General features: G+C 56.8%; 17 protein-coding genes. 10 read left to right on the top strand and 7 right to left on the bottom strand.

The features are described 5' to 3' along the window. Nucleotides 1–17 precede the first annotated feature (17 nt). Nucleotides 18–2,432, bottom strand: a complete 2,415-nt coding sequence (gene ybbP / locus AM410_RS01615) for a putative ABC transporter permease subunit YbbP (RefSeq protein ID WP_108647457.1) — start codon at nt 2,430–2,432, stop codon at nt 18–20. After that, nucleotides 2,429–3,115 carry a putative ABC transporter ATP-binding protein YbbA gene (ybbA, locus tag AM410_RS01620; RefSeq protein ID WP_068795147.1) on the bottom strand — a complete coding sequence of 229 codons (687 nt, stop codon included), beginning with the start codon at nt 3,113–3,115 and terminating at the stop codon, nt 2,429–2,431. The genes ybbP and ybbA overlap by 4 nt, the downstream gene beginning before the upstream one ends. On the opposite strand from ybbA, the gene tesA reads away from it, so the two are divergent. Genes tesA through AM410_RS01635 form a run of 3 tightly spaced genes read left to right on the top strand, consistent with a single transcriptional unit; the run spans nt 3,086 to nt 5,421 of the window. Continuing rightward, nucleotides 3,086–3,709, top strand: a complete 624-nt coding sequence (gene tesA / locus AM410_RS01625) for a multifunctional acyl-CoA thioesterase I/protease I/lysophospholipase L1 (RefSeq protein WP_025206538.1) — start codon at nt 3,086–3,088, stop codon at nt 3,707–3,709. The two genes, ybbA and tesA, sit on opposite strands and share 30 nt — an antisense overlap. Next, nucleotides 3,699–4,508, top strand: coding sequence for an SDR family oxidoreductase (locus tag AM410_RS01630; RefSeq protein WP_108647458.1), 810 nt, complete (start codon nt 3,699–3,701; stop codon nt 4,506–4,508). Before tesA ends, AM410_RS01630 begins: the two co-directional genes overlap by 11 nt. Before the next feature lie 58 nt (nt 4,509–4,566). Beyond that, on the top strand, nt 4,567–5,421 hold the full coding sequence (locus AM410_RS01635) for a co-chaperone YbbN (protein ID WP_050737449.1): 855 nt from the start codon (nt 4,567–4,569) through the stop codon (nt 5,419–5,421). Between the two features lie 49 nt (nt 5,422–5,470). Here AM410_RS01635 and fetB read toward each other — a convergent pair whose 3' ends face one another. Together fetB and fetA are read right to left on the bottom strand one after the other, a co-directional pair. Beyond that, nucleotides 5,471–6,253, bottom strand: coding sequence for an iron efflux ABC transporter permease subunit FetB (gene fetB / locus AM410_RS01640; protein ID WP_020885171.1), 783 nt, complete (start codon nt 6,251–6,253; stop codon nt 5,471–5,473). After that, complete coding sequence (gene fetA / locus AM410_RS01645; RefSeq protein WP_044868016.1) at nt 6,246–6,917, bottom strand: iron efflux ABC transporter ATP-binding subunit FetA; 672 nt, start codon at nt 6,915–6,917, stop codon at nt 6,246–6,248. Before fetA ends, fetB begins: the two co-directional genes overlap by 8 nt. Nucleotides 6,918–7,134: 217 nt before the next feature. Between fetA and AM410_RS01650 the strand changes: the two genes are divergently transcribed. Both AM410_RS01650 and AM410_RS01655 read left to right on the top strand, forming a co-directional pair. After that, a complete protein-coding gene (locus AM410_RS01650) occupies nt 7,135–8,049 on the top strand; it encodes an SPFH domain-containing protein (RefSeq protein WP_014168925.1) in 915 nt (304 codons plus the stop codon). Next, nucleotides 8,046–8,504 carry an NfeD family protein gene (locus tag AM410_RS01655; RefSeq protein WP_047744108.1) on the top strand — a complete coding sequence of 153 codons (459 nt, stop codon included), beginning with the start codon at nt 8,046–8,048 and terminating at the stop codon, nt 8,502–8,504. The genes AM410_RS01650 and AM410_RS01655 overlap by 4 nt, the downstream gene beginning before the upstream one ends. Here the strand turns inward: AM410_RS01655 and cueR are convergent. Further along, a complete protein-coding gene (cueR, locus tag AM410_RS01660; RefSeq protein ID WP_014168923.1) occupies nt 8,495–8,905 on the bottom strand; it encodes a Cu(I)-responsive transcriptional regulator in 411 nt (136 codons plus the stop codon). The two genes, AM410_RS01655 and cueR, sit on opposite strands and share 10 nt — an antisense overlap. Nucleotides 8,906–9,013: 108 nt before the next feature. Here cueR and copA point away from each other — a divergent pair, with 108 nt between their 5' ends. The 3 genes from copA to ybaK all read left to right on the top strand — a co-directional run bounded on the left by copA (nt 9,014) and on the right by ybaK (nt 13,036). Continuing rightward, entirely contained in the window at nt 9,014–11,512 is a 2,499-nt protein-coding gene (copA, locus tag AM410_RS01665; RefSeq protein ID WP_108647460.1) for a copper-exporting P-type ATPase CopA, read from the top strand. Between the two features lie 50 nt (nt 11,513–11,562). Continuing rightward, a complete protein-coding gene (locus AM410_RS01670) occupies nt 11,563–12,357 on the top strand; it encodes a TraB/GumN family protein (RefSeq protein WP_040016802.1) in 795 nt (264 codons plus the stop codon). 199 nt (nt 12,358–12,556) lie between these two features. Further along, a complete protein-coding gene (gene ybaK, locus AM410_RS01675) occupies nt 12,557–13,036 on the top strand; it encodes a Cys-tRNA(Pro)/Cys-tRNA(Cys) deacylase YbaK (RefSeq protein ID WP_020885175.1) in 480 nt (159 codons plus the stop codon). An 89-nt stretch (nt 13,037–13,125) separates the two neighbouring features. Here ybaK and ushA read toward each other — a convergent pair whose 3' ends face one another. Then, nucleotides 13,126–14,778 carry a bifunctional UDP-sugar hydrolase/5'-nucleotidase UshA gene (gene ushA, locus AM410_RS01680; protein ID WP_014168919.1) on the bottom strand — a complete coding sequence of 551 codons (1,653 nt, stop codon included), beginning with the start codon at nt 14,776–14,778 and terminating at the stop codon, nt 13,126–13,128. Between the two features lie 169 nt (nt 14,779–14,947). On the opposite strand from ushA, the gene AM410_RS01685 reads away from it, so the two are divergent. Both AM410_RS01685 and ybaL read left to right on the top strand, forming a co-directional pair. After that, entirely contained in the window at nt 14,948–16,156 is a 1,209-nt protein-coding gene (locus AM410_RS01685) for an MFS transporter (protein WP_020885177.1), read from the top strand. A gap of 229 nt (nt 16,157–16,385) precedes the next feature. Beyond that, nucleotides 16,386–18,062: a YbaL family putative K(+) efflux transporter gene (gene ybaL / locus AM410_RS01690; protein ID WP_014168917.1), complete on the top strand. Its 1,677-nt coding sequence runs from the start codon at nt 16,386–16,388 to the stop codon at nt 18,060–18,062. 89 nt (nt 18,063–18,151) lie between these two features. On the opposite strand, the gene AM410_RS01695 is transcribed toward ybaL, so the two are convergent. After that, nucleotides 18,152–19,456, bottom strand: coding sequence for an inosine/guanosine kinase (locus AM410_RS01695; RefSeq protein ID WP_108647461.1), 1,305 nt, complete (start codon nt 19,454–19,456; stop codon nt 18,152–18,154). Between the last annotated feature and the right edge of the window lie 26 nt (nt 19,457–19,482).

Consider the following 19,482-nt stretch of genomic DNA (forward strand, 5'->3'; position numbering starts at 1 on the left):
ATTATCACGGATTTGAACTAACTGGCAAACTGACGGAACAACGCTTTGCCTTTTAGCAATCGCGTGCCGAGCCAGCCGCCGCACAGCGACAGCAGCACCGCACCGCAGACCGGCAGCGTGAACCACAGTCGCCAGTCAGGCTCCCACGGGAAATCGAAGACCCGGGTCTGCAGCACGGCTAACGCCGTCTCAGCACCCATCGCCGCCACCAGACCCGAGACCAGCCCCAGCAGGGCAAACTCGCTCCACAGCGTGGTGCGCAGCAGTCGCTTACTCGCCCCGAGCGTGCGATAGACCACCAGCTCCTGATGACGCTGCCGCATCCCGACCTGCACCTGGGCCAGCAGCAACAGTACGCCGCAGATCGTCACCAGCACCACCATAACCTCCAGTGCCCGGCTGACCTGCTCCAGCACCTGCCCGACCTGTTTAAGGATCGCGCCAATATCCAGCAGGCTGACCGTCGGAAATTCGCGGTTCAGCCGGGTCAGCATACCGTTGCCGTTTTCCCAGCGGAAACTGGTGAGCCAGCTTTGCGGCTGTCCGTCCAGTGCGCCTGCGGGGAAAATAAAGAAGAAGTTCGGCCGCAGGCTTTCCCAGTCCACCTTACGCAGGCTGGTGACCTTAGCGCTAAAGTCCTGGGTATCGCCGGTAAAAGTCACGCTGTCGCCCAGCCTGACGTTCAGGCGCGTCGCCAGCCCCTCTTCCATCGAGACTTCTCCCGCTTTCGGCGGCCAGCTGCCGGCGGTAATCGGGTTGTGATCTGGACGTTTCTCCTGCCAGGTCAGGTTCAGTTCGCGGTTAAGCGATTCATCCTTGTTTCCCTCCGTGGACTGGCCGTTGATCTGCGTCAGACGCGCGCGGACGATGGGGTAGAACGACTCCGGCACAATCTGGTGTTCCGCCAGGAACGTCTTCAGCGGTGTCACCTGCTCAGGGGCGATATTGATCAGGAAATAGTTCGGGCTTTCCGGCGGAAGCTGCTGTTGCCAGCGCTCCAGCAGATCGCCGCGCAGCACCAGCAGCAGTGCCAGCAGCATAAACGACAGCGAAAAGGCAGACAGCTGACTCAGCGTAGACCAGGGCTGGTGCAGCAGACGGTTCACCGCCAGCCGCACGGGAAGCGACTTCACCGTCAGCTTTTTAAGCACATTAAGGAGCACCCAGCCGACCACACCACACAGCAGCGCCAGCACCACCGCCCCGGCCAGTACGGCCCACAGCAGCGTGCTGCCGCCCATCAGCCAGGCCAACAACCCAACCGAAACCGCAACAATGACAGGAAGATAGAACTTCAGCGGCCAGACGTTGGCCACCACGTCACGGCGCAGCACGCGCAGCGGCTGCGTCGCGAGCAACAGCCGGTACGGGCGAAGCCCCACCAGCACCGAGATCACCATCATCGCGCCAATCGCCCACAGCCACGGCCAGAGGCTGGCCGGTGGAAGTGCGGCAGGCAGTACCGGTTTCAGCATGACCATCAGCAGCTTTTCAAACAGCAGCCCCATCGCCCCACCGGTGAGTGCTGACAACACCAGCAGCATCAGCCACTGGCCGACAATCAGCTTACGCAGCTGGGCGCTGCCCGCGCCGAGGGTTTTGAGGATCGCCACCAGATCGTATCGGCTGCGGCAGTAGTGCCCCATGGCCACCGCCACCGCCGCCACGGCCAACAGCAGGGTTAACAGCGCTGAAAGCAGCAGGAACTGCTGAGAACGTTCGAGAGATTTACCAAGCGCCCCTTCGTCCTGCTCCAGTCCGTACCAGCGGTGCTCTGGTTTTAACTGCGGCAGCAGCCATTTTTCATACGCGTCAAGCTGGGCGGGCGTTCCCGCAAACTTATAGCGCCAGGTGACGCGGCTTCCCGGCTGCACGGCATGGGTATTCGCCACATCAGCGGTATTCATCAGCAAGCGCGGGGCAAGCTGGAACGGGTTAAAGCCGGAGTCAGGTTCCTGAACCACTTCCCCGGCGATACGGAACGTGGCGTCACCCACGTCGATGCTGTCACCCGTTTTCAGGTTCAGCAGCGCCATTAAACGTGGCGCCAGCAGCACCGTGCCCGGTTTCGGCTTTAAGCCAGGCGGGCTGGTCTGCAGTTCACCGTACAGCGGGTAAAGGTCGTCGACGGCTTTGACGCTCGCCAGCTGCGGCGTATCGCCGGCAAAGGTCATGGTCTGAAAGCTCAGCTGTTCCCCCACCTTCAGTTCACGCTTACGCGCCTCCTCAAGCCAGCCCGGCGGGACGGGACGCGAGCTTTGCAGCGCCCTGTCTCCGGCCATAAACTCGCGGCTTTGCTGGCTTAACCCTTTCTCCATGCGATCGCTGACGCTGCCCAGCGCCAGCACGCAGGCTACCGCCAGGCTTAACGCCATCCAGACAATCAACAGCGTGGGCGAGCGCCATTCGCGCCAGAACCAGCGGGCAATCATGCTTCCTCCTGCAGTTCACCGTTAACCAGCCGCAGGCGACGGTCGCAGCGGGCAGCCAGTTGCGGATCGTGGGTCACCAGAATCAGCGTGGTCCCGTGTTCGCGGTTGAGCGAAAAAAGCAGGTCGGCAATTTTATCCCCGGTCTTTCGGTCGAGGTTTCCGGTAGGCTCATCCGCAAACAGCACGTCCGGGCGGCCGTTAAACGCCCGGGCCAGGGCCACACGCTGTTGCTCCCCGCCGGAAAGCTGCGCCGGAAGATGGTCGAGGCGTTTGCCCAGCCCTAGTTGCTCCAGCAATGCCTTCGCGTGGGCGCGACTTTCACGGCTGTTCTCGCCGCGCAGTAGCGCCGGCAGTTCAACGTTTTCCAGCGCATTGAGCGTCGGGATCAGCATGAAGGACTGAAAGACAAACCCGATATGACGAGCGCGGAGCGCAGCACGCGCCTCTTCATCAAGCTGATGCAGCGGTTGCCCGACCAGGTTGACCTCTCCACTGCTGCCGTCGTCCAGACCGGCTAAAATGGCCAGGAGCGTGGACTTCCCGGAGCCGGACTCGCCAATCAGCGCAATGGTTTCGGCGCGTTTGACAACGAGTTCAACTCCGGTGAGGATGGAAAGCTCGTGTTCCCCCTGACCGACGGACTTCTTAAGACGATGAACTTCAACAATGTTTTCCGCTGGCATTTGCCCTTCCTGTTTTTAATCCTGATGACCTTCCGCGCGGCGGCAGCGGACACGTTACTGGTTCTCGGTGACAGCCTGAGTGCAGGCTATCGCATGGCGGCCAACGCGGCCTGGCCAGCTCTGCTCAATGACAAATGGCAGAGTAAGACAACGGTTATTAATGGCAGCATCAGCGGTGATACCTCGCAGCAAGGCTTGTCGCGCCTGCCAGCCTTGCTCAAACAGCATCAACCGCGATGGGTGCTGGTTGAGTTGGGCGGTAATGATGGCTTGCGTGGTTTCCAGCCTCAGCAAACGGAACAGACCCTGCGCACGATCCTTAAGGATATTAAGGCCGCGAACGCGCAACCGCTGCTGATGCAAATTCGCCTGCCCGCCAACTATGGACGTCGGTATAATGAAGCCTTTAGCGCGATCTACCCAAAGCTTGCCAACGAGTTTGATATTCCGCTGCTGCCATTTTTTATGGAAGAGGTCTATCTCAAACCCCAGTGGATGCAAGACGATGGGATCCACCCCAATCGCGATGCGCAGCCGTTTATTGCCGACTGGATGGCAACACGGCTGGCCCCTTTAGTTAAACATGACTCCTAATTCAGCGGAGATCCTGACAGGTAAAGTTATGCAAAAATCGGTCTTAATTACAGGATGTTCCAGCGGAATCGGTCTTGAAAGTGCACTCGAGTTGAAGCGTCAGGGATATTGGGTACTGGCGGCCTGCCGTAAATCCGACGACGTCGAACGCATGAACGGGCTGGGCTTTACCGGTGTGTTACTGGATTTAGACTCACCGGAAAGCGTGGAACGCGCTGCCGATGAGGTGCTGACCCTGACCGACAACCGTCTGTACGGCCTTTTTAACAATGCCGGTTACGGCGTGTATGGTCCCCTGGACACGCTCACCCGCGAGCAGCTGGAAAAACAGTTTTCCACCAATTTCTTTGGCGTCCATCAGCTCACCATGCGCCTGCTCCCCGCCATGCTGCCGCACGGTGAAGGACGCATTGTGATGACCTCCTCCGTGATGGGGCTGATTTCAACCCCGGGCCGCGGGGCCTATGCCGCCAGCAAATATGCGCTGGAGGCCTGGTCCGATGCCCTGCGCATGGAGTTGCGTCACAGCGGCATTAAGGTCAGCCTGATTGAGCCGGGCCCTATCCGCACCCGCTTTACGGAAAACGTTAACCAGACCCAGGCGGATAAACCGGTCGAAAATCCCGGTATCGCCGCACGCTTTACGCTCGGGCCGGAAGCAGTTGTCGCTAAAGTGCGCCATGCTTTTGAAAGCGAAAACCCCAAAATGCGCTATCCGGTGACGCTGGTAACCCATGCGGTAGGCTGGTTAAAACGCCTGCTGCCGGGCCGGATGATGGACAAAATTTTACACGGTTGAGTTGAAGCGTCGTCGCTAACCCCCATGTAAATAACAAACCGATAAAAGAGAAGGCCGCATGTCCGTACAGAATATCGTCAATATTACTGAAGCAAACCTGCAACAGACCCTCGAACAGTCCATGACCAAACCGGTGCTGTTCTACTTCTGGTCTGAGCGTAGTCAACACTGTCTGCAGCTGACGCCGGTACTCGAAAGCCTTGCCGCGCAATACAATGGCCAGTTCATTCTCGCCAAGCTGGATTGTGACGCTGAGCCTATGGTGGCGTCTCAGTTTGGCCTGCGCGCGATTCCAACCGTCTATCTGTTCCAGAATGGGCAACCTGTTGATGGCTTCCAGGGGCCACAGCCTGAAGAAGCGATCCGTGCCCTGCTGGATAAAGTCCTGCCGCGCGAGGAAGAGCTGAAGGCGCAGGAAGCCATGGGACTGATGCAGGAAGGCAAATACGACGAAGCGCTGCCGCTGCTCAAAGAGGCGTGGCAGCTGTCGAAACAGGACAGCCAGATTGGCCTGCTCCTCGCGGAAACGCAGATTGCCCTGCACCGTTCCGACGATGCGGAAGCTGTGCTGAAGACCATTCCACTGCAGGATCAGGATACCCGTTATCAGGGTCTGGTCGCGCAGATCGATCTGCTGAAACAGGCGGCGGATACGCCGGAGATCCAGCAGCTTCAACAGCAGGTTGCCGATAACCCGACCAATGCCGCGCTGGCAAGCCAGCTGGCGCTGCAGCTGCATCAGGTGGGACGTAACGAAGAAGCGCTGGCACTGCTGTTCAGCCATCTGCAAAACGATCTGGGTGCCGCCGACGGTCAGGCGCGGAAAATGTTCCAGGAGATCCTGGCCGCGCTGGGCACCGGCGATGCGCTGGCGTCGACGTACCGCCGTCAGCTGTACGCCCTGCTCTACTGATGAACAGGCCCGGTGCCGTTTGCGCTCACCGGGCCTGCAAAAGAGGCGGTCACCCCGCCTTTTTCAACTGCGTCACCACCAGCTGATGGCGCGCGTTGTAGAACTTCCGATAGGTTAAATAGCAGGCAATGATGGTCGACAGGCTGGCCGTAGAGAGCAGCATAAAGGTCACCATGATCTGATATTTAATGGCTTTGACCGGATCGATACCGGCAAAAATTAACCCGGACATCATTCCCGGCAGGCTAACCAGCCCAACCGTTTTTGCGGAATCCACCGTTGGGATCAGCGACGAGCGGATGCTGTCGCGGATCAGTACCGCCGAGGCCATTTTCGGTGTCGCCCCCAGACTTAATTTCTCCTGCAGCTTCTGTTGTTCACTGCTAAATCGCTGGCCGAGGTTGTTGTAACACAGTCCTACAGCCACCATAGCGTTCCCCGCAATCATCCCGGAAATAGGGATAACCTGCATCGGCGTAAACTCGATTGAGCCGGACACCACCAGCACCGCCAGCGTCAGCGCCGTCCCGGTTGTAATGGCGATAAACGATGAGACAAACGCCTTATCGATATACTTACTGCGTTTCTGCGCGTTCCACGCCGCGTTAAAGCAGATAAAGAGCACCATCAGGAGCGTCAGCACCGCGTGGTTGACGTTAAAAATATACTTCAGCACATAGCCGACAATAATGAGCTGGATAACCGCGCGGCAGATACTCCAGATAATATCTTTCTCCAGGCCCAGCTTTTCCCGGTAGCTCACCACAATAGCGATCAGTACCAGCACCATCGAAAACGCCAGCGACGTATTCGTAATATTATGCTCACCCACGGTTTGCCTCCTGCATTTTCCCGCCCTGCGGCTCAAGCGTAATGACATCATCCGCATGGGTAATTTCGTTTGAATCGTGCGTAACCCACAGCACGGCAATATTCTGCTCGCTTGCGTAACGATGAATAATCTCGTTAACGTTGCGTTTGTTCACCTCATCCAGCGCGCTGGTGATCTCGTCCAGTAACAATATCTTCGGCAAAAACTGCAGATTGCGAATCAGCGAAACGCGCTGCTTTTCGCCGCCCGATAATTCATTGATGGATTTAGTCAGCGTCTCTTTCGACAGGCCAAAGCGGGCCAGATCGGCGATAAATTTTTCTGGCTCCGGCGTTTTATGACGGATTTGCCACGGAAAGACCAGGTTGTCATAAACCGTGTCCCCAAACAGCGAAGGGGTTTGCACGCAGTAAGAGACCTGCTGACGATAGCTTTCTGGCGACTGTGTCGCGATATCCTGCCCTTCAAACAGAATAGCGCCCTCAGTGGGGCTGAGCAGTGAAGCGACAATCTTTAATAACGTGCTTTTACCACAGCCTGACGGCCCTGTTATCAGTTTGAACTCACCCGGGGAAAGACAAAAATCGACATGCTGAAGGATCGTGGTATTTGCCACACGAAAACCGACATCCCTGACCTGCAAGAGCGTATTTTTATTGTTCATCATGCATCCTGTAACCACCTTTATTGCAACCACGCGTAGAATAATCCTTTCACGAACGCAGCGCGAATAGGGTGTGTCGATGGCTGGAGTAAAGGTTTTACCGGTATTCGTCGCGCCCCCTTCTTTACAGGGGCGAATTTCAGTCCGATAGCCGATATACTGACTTATAACACACACGCAGTTCCCTTCGTCACAGCATGCAAAACAGGAGGTTTTTATGCTTATCGTTATACCTGTCCTTATTTTCGTTGCGCTGGTTATTGTCGGCGCTGGCGTCAAAATTGTCCCACAGGGGTATCAGTGGACCGTTGAACGCTTTGGCCGCTACACCAACACGCTCCAGCCGGGTTTAAGCCTGATTGTCCCTTTCATGGACAGGATTGGACGTAAAATCAATATGATGGAACAGGTGCTGGATATTCCTTCCCAGGAAGTGATCTCCAAGGATAACGCCAACGTCACCATTGATGCGGTCTGTTTTATTCAGGTTATTGATGCCCCAAAAGCGGCCTATGAAGTCAGCAATCTGGAGCTGGCTATCGTAAATCTGACGATGACCAACATTCGTACCGTGCTCGGTTCAATGGAGCTGGACGAGATGCTCTCTCAGCGCGACAGCATTAACACCCGCCTGCTGCACATTGTCGACGAGGCCACCAACCCGTGGGGGATCAAAGTTACCCGTATTGAGATCCGCGACGTGCGTCCACCGGCAGAGCTGATCGCCTCCATGAACGCACAGATGAAAGCGGAACGGACCAAACGCGCCTACATTCTGGAAGCTGAAGGGGTACGTCAGGCAGAGATCCTGAAAGCCGAAGGGGAAAAACAGTCGCAGATCCTGAAAGCGGAAGGTGAACGCCAGTCTGCCTTCTTACAGGCGGAAGCCCGTGAACGTTCTGCAGAAGCGGAAGCCCGCGCCACCCAGATGGTCTCTGAAGCAATTGCAGCAGGTGATATCCAGGCGGTGAACTACTTTGTTGCGCAAAAATACACTGACGCGCTGAAAGAGATTGGCTCCGCGAACAACAGCAAAGTGGTGATGATGCCGCTGGATGCCAGCAGCCTGATGGGCTCCATCGCCGGGATCACGGAACTTATCAAAGACAGCGGAAACGAGCGCAAAAAATGATTGAGCTAATCGTCGCACATCCTCATGCATTCTGGCTAAGCCTCGGTGGCTTATTGCTGGCCGCGGAGATGCTTGGCGGCAACGGTTACCTGCTCTGGAGCGGTGTTGCCGCTGTCATTACCGGGTTAGTGGTCTGGCTACTGCCCCTCGACTGGGCGTGGCAGGGGGCGTTATTTGCCGTGCTGACGCTGTTGGCCGCCTGGCTGTGGTGGCGCTGGCTTAACCGCCAGGTGGCAGAGCAGAAACCGCTCGACGCCCACCTCAATCAGCGCGGGCAGCAGATTGTCGGCAAACGTTTTACGCTCGACACGGCGCTGGTTAACGGGCGCGGACATATGCGCGTGGGCGACAGTTCATGGCCCGTGGTGGCCGACGATGACCTCAGCGCCGGCACGCAGGTTGAGGTCATTGCGGTGGAAGGGATAACCCTGCGGGTTAAAGCCTGTCAGGCATGAGCCTTACGATGACAGCAGCCGGACAGATTATCGATAATCGGGCAGTCGGCGCTGTCATCCCCCGGACAGGATTCCGCCAGCGCCAGAAGCTGCTGACGCATCGCCTGTAACTCGGTAATGTGGCGTTCAATCTCAGCCACTTTCTCCAGCGTACGTTTTTTCACGTCTGCGCTATGGCGTGCCGGATCGTTGAATAAGGTGACCAGCTCGCCGCACTCTTCAAGGTTAAATCCCACCTGCCGCGCCTGGCGCAGCAGCGTCAGTTCATCCAGATGCAGTTGCGTATAACTGCGGTAGCCATTTTCACTGCGCAGCGGCGGTGTCACCAGCCCCTTCTCTTCATAAAAACGGATCGCTTTGCTGGTCAATCCGGTTTTTTTCGCAACATCACTGATATTCACATTTCCCCCTTGACCTTCCCCTTGATGGAAGGTTTAACCTTCATAACAGTTAGCGAAAAGCGTTATGCCGGTCAACATCTGACCAGATCATTATACGGGAGTTTTGTTATGTCTCACACTATTGACCTGACACTGGACGGCCTCTCCTGCGGCCACTGTGTCAAACGCGTTAAAGAAAGTCTGGAACAGCGTCCTGATGTAGACAGCGCTGAAGTGACCCTTGATCACGCCGCCGTCACCGGTAGCGCCAGTGCGGATGCGCTGATTGATACGATCAAACAGGCTGGTTATGGGGCGGAGCTGAGCCACCCAAAGGCTAAACCGCTGGCAGAGTCATCATCCCCGTCGGAAGCACTGACAGCGGCCACTCCTGAGCTTCCGGTAGCTGATGATATTGATGACAGCCAACAGCTGCTGATCAACGGCATGAGCTGCGCCAGCTGCGTCTCCCGGGTACAAAATGCCTTGCAGGCTGTACCGGGTGTCGCGCAGGCACGGGTCAATCTTGCGGAGCGTACTGCGCTGGTGATGGGCAGTGCCTCCGCCGCAGATTTAGTGCAGGCCGTTGAAAAAGCGGGCTACGGCGCAGAGGCCATCGAAGATGACCTCAAACGTCGTGAACGCCAGCAGGAAACGGCCGTCGCCACCATGAAACGCTTCCGCTGGCAGGCCATCGTCGCGCTGCTGGTTGGGGTCCCGGTCATGGTGTGGGGTATGATCGGTGACAATATGATGGTCACCGACGATAACCGCATGCTGTGGCTAGTCATTGGGTTGATTACGCTTGCCGTGATGGTCTTCGCAGGCGGTCACTTCTACTCCAGCGCCTGGAAAAGCCTGAAAAATCGCACCGCGACGATGGACACCCTTGTCGCACTCGGCACGGGTGCGGCGTGGCTGTACTCCATGAGCGTCAACGTCTGGCCCCAGTGGTTCCCGATGGAAGCGCGTCATCTCTATTATGAAGCGAGCGCGATGATTATCGGCCTGATTAACCTCGGCCATATGCTTGAAGCGCGCGCCCGTCAGCGTTCCTCCAAAGCGCTGGAGCGCCTGCTGGATTTAACCCCACCGACCGCGCGCGTCGTGACGGATGCGGGTGAAAAAAACGTGCCATTGGCTGAAGTTCAACCCGGCATGACGCTGCGCCTGACCACCGGCGACCGCGTTCCCGTCGACGGTGAAATCACTCAGGGCGAAGCCTGGTTTGACGAAGCGATGCTGACCGGCGAACCCGTCCCGCAACAGAAAGCCCAGGGCGATGCCATTCATGCCGGTACGGTGGTGCAGGACGGTAGCGTGCTTTTCACCGCCAGTGCCGTCGGCAGCCATACTACGCTGTCACGCATTATTCGCATGGTGCGTCAGGCACAGAGCAGTAAGCCGGAAATTGGTCAGCTGGCCGATAAAATCTCCGCCATTTTTGTGCCGGTCGTGGTCGGTATCGCGCTGCTGAGCGCGGCTATCTGGTATGTCTTCGGTCCGGCACCGCAAATTGTTTATACCCTGGTGATTGCCACCACGGTGCTGATCATTGCCTGTCCTTGCGCGCTCGGTCTTGCCACGCCAATGTCGATCATCTCAGGCGTAGGCCGTGCCGCTGAATTTGGTGTGCTGGTACGGGATGCCGATGCGCTGCAGCGGGCGAGCACGCTGGACACGCTGGTGTTTGATAAAACCGGCACGCTGACGGAAGGGAAACCGCAGGTAGTGGCCGTGATAACCGCAGGCATCACGCAGGATGACGCGCTGCGTCTCGCCGCGGCGCTTGAACAAGGCTCCAGCCACCCGCTGGCCCACGCCATTATTGAGAAAGCCGGGAATGCCAGCCTGCCGCAGGTGAGCAATTTCCGTACCCTGCGCGGTTTAGGCGTCAGCGGTACCGCCGAAGGGCACACGCTGCTGCTGGGGAATCAGGCACTGCTGAAGGAGCATGGCGTTGAGACTTCAGCCCTGGAACAAGACCTGAAAGATCAAGCCTCTCAGGGCGCAACCCCGGTTCTGCTTGCCGTTGATGGCAAGGCCGCGGCGCTGCTGGCAATTCGCGATCCGCTACGCCAGGACAGCGTGCAGGCGTTGCAACGCCTGCATCGTGCGGGCTATCGCCTGGTGATGTTGACCGGGGATAATCCTGTGACGGCGAACGCCATCGCCCGGGAAGCTGGGATTGACGAGGTCATTGCCGGGGTGTTACCTGACGGCAAAGCAGACGCCATCAAGACGCTGCAAAGCCAGGGTCGCCAGGTGGCGATGGTCGGTGACGGGATTAACGATGCGCCGGCGCTGGCACAGGCGGAAGTGGGTATTGCGATGGGGGGCGGTAGCGATGTCGCCATTGAGACGGCCGCCATTACCCTGATGCGCCACAGCCTGATGGGCGTTGCGGACGCGCTGGCGATTTCAAAAGCCACCTTGCGCAACATGAAGCAGAACCTGCTGGGCGCCTTCGTCTACAACTCGCTCGGTATCCCGATTGCCGCCGGTATTTTGTGGCCGCTGACCGGCACGCTGCTGAACCCGGTTGTCGCGGGTGCGGCGATGGCACTCTCGTCCATTACCGTGGTGAGCAACGCAAACCGGTTGTTGCGGTTTAAACCGAAAGATTGAACCTTCTTCTCCTACGCGCTAGCATGAACCTTTCCGTTTATGGAGCGCGTATGAGTCTGTTTAATCGTATAAAAACATCGTTTCGCGCCCTCTTCCCCCGCCGTTATGCCTGGCCCGGCATGGATATCTCGCTTCCCGGCGGGCAGCACCTTCACCTGGTGGGCAGCATCCATATGGGCACGCAGGATATGTCCCCGCTGCCAGCCGGTCTGATGAAACTGCTGAAGAGCGCCGATGCGCTGGTCGTTGAAGCGGATATTTCGGGCCAGACGTCGCCGTTTGCCGGCCTCGAAAGCGATCTCCCCCTGGCTGAACGTCTGAACGACACGCAGTTTGCTGAACTGACGCGCGTCGCAGATGAGACGGGCGTGTCGCTCTCCATGCTGGACACACTGCCGCTGTGGCAAATCGCGATGGTCCTGCAGGCGACCCAGGCGCAGCGTCTGGGGCTACGCGGGGATTACGGTATTGATTACCAGCTGTTGAATGCCGCGAGAGCACGCCATTTGTCAGTCATTGAGCTCGAAGGCACGGACAGCCAGATAGCCCTGCTGCGCCAGCTTCCTGATGATGGGTTGATGCTGCTGGATGATACCCTGACCCACTGGCACACCAACGCGCGTCTGTTGCAAACGATGATCGGCTGGTGGCTGAATGCGCCACCCACGGACGATAAACTGGCGCTGCCGTCGACGTTCAGTGAATCGTTGTATGATGTGCTGATGAACGAGCGCAACAAAGCCTGGCAGCAGACGCTACATGCGTTGCCTGCGGGGCGTTACGTGGTCGCTGTCGGGGCGTTACATTTGTACGGAGAAGGGAATTTGCCGTCACTGCTGAAATAAAAAAATGGCCAATATTTCTATTGGCCCGTCAAAGAGGAATTTCATCGTTTTTATTATGCCGAAGGAGACCTTCGGTTGAGCCGATTGTCGCTCAAAGTGACCATCACTGCCAATACTATTGCGCAAGATGGTGCTATTTTTTAGACAAACGTCAGGCGTATGCTGTCAGCATGAATTGTCTGTCGTAAGAAGGATAGCTATGACTCCCGCCGTTAAATTACTCGAAAAAAACAACATTCCCTTTCGGATCCACACCTACGATCACGATCCCAGCGAAACGAATTTTGGTGATGAAGTGGTGCGCAAACTGGGGCTGAACGCCGATCGGGTTTATAAGACGCTGCTGGTGGCGGTGAACGGTGATATGAAACACCTCGCCGTTGCGGTAACGCCCGTTGCCGGGCAGCTGGATCTCAAGAAAGTGGCCAAAGCGCTGGGGGCAAAGAAGGTGGATATGGCCGATCCGATGGTTGCGCAACGCACTACCGGCTACCTTGTTGGCGGTATCAGCCCGCTCGGGCAGAAAAAACGCCTGCCGACGCTGATTGATGCCCCTTCGCAGACGTTCGACACCATTTATATTTCCGGCGGCAAACGCGGGCTGGATATTGAACTGTCCGCAGGCGATCTGGCGAAAATACTGGACGCGACATTTGCGGATATTGCGCGACGGGATTGAGGAAGTGGCCCGGAGGCACTGTGCTTACCGGGCCGACGATTCTCATACAGGCCGGGTCAGGCGTAGCCGCCCCCCGGCACAAAACCGCACTACTGCCAGCTCACCTCGCCTTTCGGCTCATAGGTATTCACGTCGATCGGTGAATTCTGCTCGATGAACTGCTTCAGCACCTCCGCATCGATAAACCCGGTATTCACATAGCCCGGTTTATTGTCGATATGCGGATAACCGTCACCACCGGTGGCGTTAAAGCTTAATGTTGCCATGCGGTAGGTTTTGGCAGGGTCGACCGGCTCGCCTTTGATTTTGAGGTCGTTGAGCTTGCCGTCCTTCGCCACAAAGCTGACGTTGGCAAACTGCGGATAAGCGCCGGAATCCGGCTTCATCTGCGCCACGGCGGTGAGATAGTCAATCACCTCTTTACCGCTCATGTCGACATACACCACGATGTTACCGAACGGCTGAACCTTCAGCACATCTTTATAGGTGATGTTTCCGCCTTCGATGGAGTCGCGGATGCCGCCGCCGCTCATCACGCCAAAATCGGCATTTGTGCGCGCCATTTGTGCCGCCAGCACCAGATGCCCCATATTGGTCTGCACAAAGCGAACTTTGCTGCGGTCCCCTTCCAGACGACCATTCAGCGTACCAATCTTCACGTCCAGCTGCGCCTTGCCTTTATTCTGGAAGGGCGTCAGCAGGGAGAGCATCTGCGCGTTCTCGGCAATTTCCGGGGTGTAGAGTACGCGTTCACTCTTCCCGTCAGGGTAAGTCACTTTCTTCTTCAGGTTGACCGGAATGAGCTGATAGTGCACCAGCTTCATCTCGCCGTTACGGAACTCAAAGTCCGCACGCCCCACGTATTTACCCCATTCGTGCGCCTGCACAATCCAGATACCGTTCTGACGGTCCGGAGCACACGGCGTGCCTGGCACGTAGTCGACCTGCTTTTTATTCTCTGACGCCATGCAGACCGGGTCTTGTGAATGACCGCCCACAATCATCGCCAGCGAGCCCGCAGGCAGGCTGCGAGCCATCTCCACGTCACCCGGCGCATTCGAGCCGTGCTCACCGTTGTCGTAGTGGCCCATATGGGTGGTGGCAATAATGACATCCGGCTTTTCGTTCTGCTGCAATTCCTGAATGACCAGCTTCGCTTCGTCTGCCGGTTTACGGAATTCGATATCGGTAAAGAACTCAGGGTTGCCGATTTTCGCCGTATCGTCGGTGGTTAACCCGATGACCGCAATTTTCAGATCCTGACGCTTAAACAGCGCCCAGGGTTTGAACAGTCGCTCGCCGGTGCTTTTCTGGTAGATGTTGGCAGAGAGGAACGGAAATTTGGCCCATTTTTCCTGCTGACGCAGCACCGTCAGCGGGTTATCGAATTCATGGTTACCGACGGCCATCGCATCGTAGCCAATAAGATTCATGCCGCGGAAATCAGGCTCCGCATCCTGTAAATCAGATTCCGGCACACCGGTATTGATATCGCCCCCCGACAGCAGCAGTACGCTGCCTCCCTGGGCTGCCACCTCTTTACGAATGCCATCCACCAGCGTTTTTTGTGCCGACAGACCGTATTCGCCGTATTCACTGCGCCAGAAATGGCCGTGGTGATCGTTGGTATGCAGAATGGTGATTTTATAGGTTTTATCTTTTTCATAGGCCTGCACGGGCAGGCTAACCAGACCCCAGGCGGCGATCAGCGCCAGCGCGACGCTCCGCTTCATTAACTTCATCTTCTCTCTCCCTGACCAATAGACAAAGGCAAAAATTACAGTGACTAATAAGAATAGACAAATAAGTTTTCAGAATTGCGACTTTATTCAAATGTCACTGCCGGGTATGTTAGTTGGATAATAATTACACCCTGCATTTCTAATAACAAAAGACGTGGTATTCATCTCTATGGCAATCAGTGAATCAACCCAGCCCGTGTCTGGCGCTCCGGCGTCGCGCACCTCGTTTAAAGTGTTAGGCGCAATCAGTCTTTCACATCTGCTCAACGACATGATCCAGTCGTTGATTCTCGCGATCTACCCGCTGCTACAGTCCGAGTTTTCGTTAACGTTCGTGCAGATCGGGATGATCACCCTGACGTTCCAGCTGGCCTCCTCGCTTCTGCAACCGGTCGTGGGCTACTGGACGGATAAATATCCCATGCCGTGGTCGCTACCGATTGGCATGTGTTTTACCTTGAGCGGGCTGGTGCTGCTGGCAATGGCAGGCAGCTTTGAAGCTGTGCTGATTGCCGCCGCGCTGGTGGGCACGGGGTCGTCGGTCTTTCACCCGGAGTCCTCACGCGTGGCGCGCATGGCCTCCGGGGGCCGTCACGGGCTGGCGCAATCGCTGTTTCAGGTGGGCGGTAACTTTGGCAGCTCCCTCGGCCCACTGCTGGCAGCGGTGCTCATCGCTCCGTACGGCAAGGGTAACGTGGCGTGGTTTGTGCTGGCAGCCTTGCTGGCGATTATCGTACTGATTCAGATAAGCCGCTGGTATGCCGCGCAGCATCGCGTGAACAAAGGTAAACCTAAAGCGAAGGTTATCAATCCCCTTCCTCGCGATAAGGTCATTCTGGCCGTCTCCGTGCTTCTGGTGCTGATTTTTTCGAAATACTTCTATATGGCGAGCATCAGCAGCTATTACACCTTTTACCTGATGCAAAAATTCGGATTATCGGTCCAAAACGCCCAGCTTCACCTGTTTGCCTTCCTGTTTGCGGTGGCTGCAGGGACGGTTATCGGCGGGCCTGTGGGCGATAAAATCGGACGTAAATACGTCATTTGGGGCTCTATCCTCGGCGTGGCCCCGTTTACCCTTATTTTGCCGTATGCAAGCCTGGAGTGGACGGGGATTTTGACCGTGATTATTGGGTTTATCCTCGCCTCGGCGTTTTCCGCCATCCTTGTTTACGCGCAAGAGCTGCTGCCAGGCCGTATCGGTATGGTTTCCGGGCTCTTTTTCGGTTTTGCTTTCGGCATGGGCGGCCTTGGTGCGGCAGTGCTGGGCATGATAGCCGACCACACCAGCATCTTCCTGGTCTATAAAATCTGTGCTTTCCTGCCGCTTCTGGGGATGTTGACCATATTCCTGCCTGATAACCGCCATAAAGCGTAATATAACGGTCGCTAAAGTTTTACTTTGGCGACCTGACCCCCTGATGCCATAAGGGTTTCTTCTGCATCCCCCCGCCTAATTTATCAAAATGCGCTTTTTTACACGCATATTGCTGTTTTATTCAAACTTCAACAATTATTCATAAACATAACGGCAAAAATTGTCATAAACTATTACTCGGTTTTTGGTTTTTTAACCAAATGGAACACCCACAACGAAAGGAGACGGAATGCATCACGCCACACCGCTTATCACCACCATTGTTGGTGGACTTGTGCTCGCTTTTATCCTCGGCATGATTGCCAATAAACTGCGTATTTCGCCTCTGGTGGGCTATTTGTTAGCGGGTGTGCTGGCGGGTCCTTTTACGCCAGGTTTCGTGGCGGATACCAAACTGGCGCCTGAACTGGCGGAATTAGGCGTGATTCTGCTGATGTTTGGCGTGGGTCTGCATTTCTCACTCAAGGATCTGATGGCGGTAAAGTCGATCGCCATACCGGGAGCGATCGCACAGATAGCCGTAGCGACGCTGCTGGGAATGGCGCTTTCGACAGTGCTTGGCTGGTCGCTGATGACCGGTATCGTCTTTGGGCTGTGTCTTTCAACCGCCAGTACCGTCGTACTGCTGCGCGCGCTTGAGGAGAGGCAGCTTATCGACAGCCAGCGCGGACAAATCGCGATAGGCTGGCTGATTGTGGAAGACCTGGTGATGGTGCTGACGCTGGTGTTGCTGCCTGCCGTCGCCGGTATGATGGAAAAAGAGAGCGTCGGCTTTGCGACGCTGGCGCTGGACATGAGCATCACCATCGGGAAAGTGGTGGCGTTTATCACCATTATGATGCTGGTGGGCCGCCGTCTGGTGCCGTGGATCCTGTCCCGCAGCGCGGCCACCGGCTCCCGTGAGTTGTTTACCCTTTCTGTCCTTGCCCTGGCGCTGGGGATTGCCTTTGGTGCCGTTGAACTGTTCGACGTCTCCTTTGCACTGGGCGCGTTCTTCGCCGGGATGGTGCTGAACGAATCCGAGCTGAGCCACCGTGCGGCGCACGATACGCTGCCGCTGCGCGACGCCTTCGCCGTCCTGTTCTTTGTCTCCGTCGGGATGCTGTTTGATCCGATGGTTCTGGTTCAGCAACCGCTGGCCGTGATGGGCACCCTGGCGATTATTATCTTTGGTAAGTCGGTTGCCGCCTTCTTCCTGGTACGGATGTTTGGCCACTCGCCGCGTACCGCTCTGACCATCGCCGCCAGCCTGGCGCAGATTGGTGAGTTCGCCTTTATTCTGGCAGGCCTGGGTATGGCGCTGAATCTGCTGCCGCAGGCCGGGCAAAACCTGGTCCTCGCCGGAGCGATCCTCTCCATCATGCTGAACCCGGTCCTGTTTGCGTTGCTGGAAAAATACCTCGATAAAACCGAAACGCTGGAAGAGCAGACGCTGGAAGAAGCTATCGAAGAAGAGAAGCAGATCCCGGTGGATATTTGCAATCATGCCCTGCTGGTCGGCTTTGGCCGCGTAGGAAGCCTGCTCGGTGAGAAGCTGATGGCGCAGGGGATCCCGCTGGTGGTGATTGAAACATCACGTACCCGCGTCGACGAGCTGCGCGAGCGCGGCGTTCGCGCGGTGTTGGGCAATGCGGCAAACGAAGAGATCATGAATCTCGCGCATCTGGACTGCGCGCGCTGGTTGCTGCTGACCATTCCAAACGGCTATGAAGCGGGTGAAATTGTGGCGTCCGCACGTGAAAAATGCCCGAATATTGAGATCATTGCCCGTGCCCATTATGACGATGAGGTGGAGTACATTACCGAACGGGGTGCGGATCAGGTGGTGATGGGTGAACGCGAAATTGCAAAAGCGATGCTGACGCTGTTAACGAAACCGCCGGTTGACGAGGTGGTGACGGGGTAAGCGTGCCTCCTGCAGCCCTTTACTGACCCTCTCCCACCGGGAGAGGGTACAAACACGAATACGGCAACCGCAAGGTTGCCGTTTTGCCTTTATCGGTCCCAGTAGGCTTCTTCGAGGCTATCTTCCCTTTCCGGCAGACCGCGGGTTAAGCGCGGCGAGTGCTGGTTCAGCACCTGATAACTCACGCGGTTCGCGTACTTACACACCTGCGCCAGCGACGAATAGGTCAGCCAGTTGAATTTGTGCTTGCTGGAATTCGGGACGTTGGTTTTATGGTAGGCATTCGCAGTGATGTCATGCAGCAGCGCCGCCAGTGCGCCATCTCCCGCGCCATTGGTGTTCATGATCTTTTCTGGCCCGCCCATATACGGCGCGATGTGGGAGTAAATACGCAGCGGGTTTTCGCAATCTTTATGGCGAATCGCGCGGCTGAACTCGTACTGGTTAAACTCGGCAATGGCGCCTGGCAGCAGTGGATGCTGCGTTTTGCGTTTGCTCTCTTCTTCCGTGAAGCCTGCCATATACAGCCCTACCGGTCCGGCCGTGCAGAGCACCAGATCGACCCAGTCGAGCGCTTTATCGGAGGCCAGCAGCGGATCGCTCTCGCCGGTCAATGCTTCAGCCTCTTCTTCGTTCATCGCCAGAATCGAGACGTGTTCCTTCAGGAAGGCCTGCCACCACTCGGGGTTGTCGGCTATCACGAATTTGGTGCCCAGCGTCAGAACGACCGGCACATTGTATTTCTTCGCGTACTCAATCGCTTTCATGGTGGCTTCCGGCATCGGCTCACCGGGTTTACAGCGCACCAGATACGACGTCAGCACCAGTGCAGACGCGCCCGCTATCACCGCTTCCGGAATGCTCTCTGCACGCAGCTTATTCATGTGGCCGGGGCTGATGGCAAAGGTACGTTCGCCGGAATCGCTGATCAGCGTGAAGCAGCGGCCAATCGACCCGTCAACGCCCTGAAGGTAGTTCAGATCGGTGCGGCTGGAGGTATTGCACAGGTAACGGTAGGCGTAGCCACCAATTTCGATGTTGCTGCACATGACGCCCAATAACACAGAGCGGTCGTCGGCAAGCACCGAGTAGTTGTGCATGGTGTTGCCGATAGTGCCACCGGCAAACTGATGGGTGATCAGGTTTTCGCGCGTCAGCTCCTGATACAGGGCTTCGGCAACATCGTCCTCAATCACCAGCGAGTGACCGGCGCTCAGACCGTAACGAGCGACAAACGCATCATCCACTTTAGCTTCAATGTCCACCAGCGTCTGATCGATACCGACGACCCATGCGGCGCTGGTTTCATTTTCCGGCTGGATTTGCTGCAGGAGCGGATCGCGGGCATCAACGGGAAAGTAGTGTTTAGATTTGCGTTTACCGGGAAATTTCATGGGTCTGAACTGTGCAAGGATTATGG

Source organism: Enterobacter cloacae complex sp. FDA-CDC-AR_0164 (assembly GCF_003071645.1).
GTDB lineage: Bacteria > Pseudomonadota > Gammaproteobacteria > Enterobacterales > Enterobacteriaceae > Enterobacter > Enterobacter ludwigii.

Coding starts and splice junctions, on each gene's coding strand:
- AM410_RS01630 (WP_108647458.1), top strand. CDS start 3,699: ATGACTCCTAATTCAGCGGAGATCCTGACAGGTAAAGTTATGCAAAAA.
- ybaL (WP_014168917.1), top strand. CDS start 16,386: ATGCATCACGCCACACCGCTTATCACCACCATTGTTGGTGGACTTGTG.
- copA (WP_108647460.1), top strand. CDS start 9,014: ATGTCTCACACTATTGACCTGACACTGGACGGCCTCTCCTGCGGCCAC.
- ybbP (WP_108647457.1), bottom strand. CDS start 2,432: ATGATTGCCCGCTGGTTCTGGCGCGAATGGCGCTCGCCCACGCTGTTG.
- ushA (WP_014168919.1), bottom strand. CDS start 14,778: ATGAAGTTAATGAAGCGGAGCGTCGCGCTGGCGCTGATCGCCGCCTGG.
- AM410_RS01635 (WP_050737449.1), top strand. CDS start 4,567: ATGTCCGTACAGAATATCGTCAATATTACTGAAGCAAACCTGCAACAG.
- tesA (WP_025206538.1), top strand. CDS start 3,086: ATGAACTTCAACAATGTTTTCCGCTGGCATTTGCCCTTCCTGTTTTTA.
- ybbA (WP_068795147.1), bottom strand. CDS start 3,115: ATGCCAGCGGAAAACATTGTTGAAGTTCATCGTCTTAAGAAGTCCGTC.
- ybaK (WP_020885175.1), top strand. CDS start 12,557: ATGACTCCCGCCGTTAAATTACTCGAAAAAAACAACATTCCCTTTCGG.
- fetA (WP_044868016.1), bottom strand. CDS start 6,917: ATGAACAATAAAAATACGCTCTTGCAGGTCAGGGATGTCGGTTTTCGT.
- AM410_RS01670 (WP_040016802.1), top strand. CDS start 11,563: ATGAGTCTGTTTAATCGTATAAAAACATCGTTTCGCGCCCTCTTCCCC.
- AM410_RS01650 (WP_014168925.1), top strand. CDS start 7,135: ATGCTTATCGTTATACCTGTCCTTATTTTCGTTGCGCTGGTTATTGTC.
- AM410_RS01655 (WP_047744108.1), top strand. CDS start 8,046: ATGATTGAGCTAATCGTCGCACATCCTCATGCATTCTGGCTAAGCCTC.
- AM410_RS01685 (WP_020885177.1), top strand. CDS start 14,948: ATGGCAATCAGTGAATCAACCCAGCCCGTGTCTGGCGCTCCGGCGTCG.
- AM410_RS01695 (WP_108647461.1), bottom strand. CDS start 19,456: ATGAAATTTCCCGGTAAACGCAAATCTAAACACTACTTTCCCGTTGAT.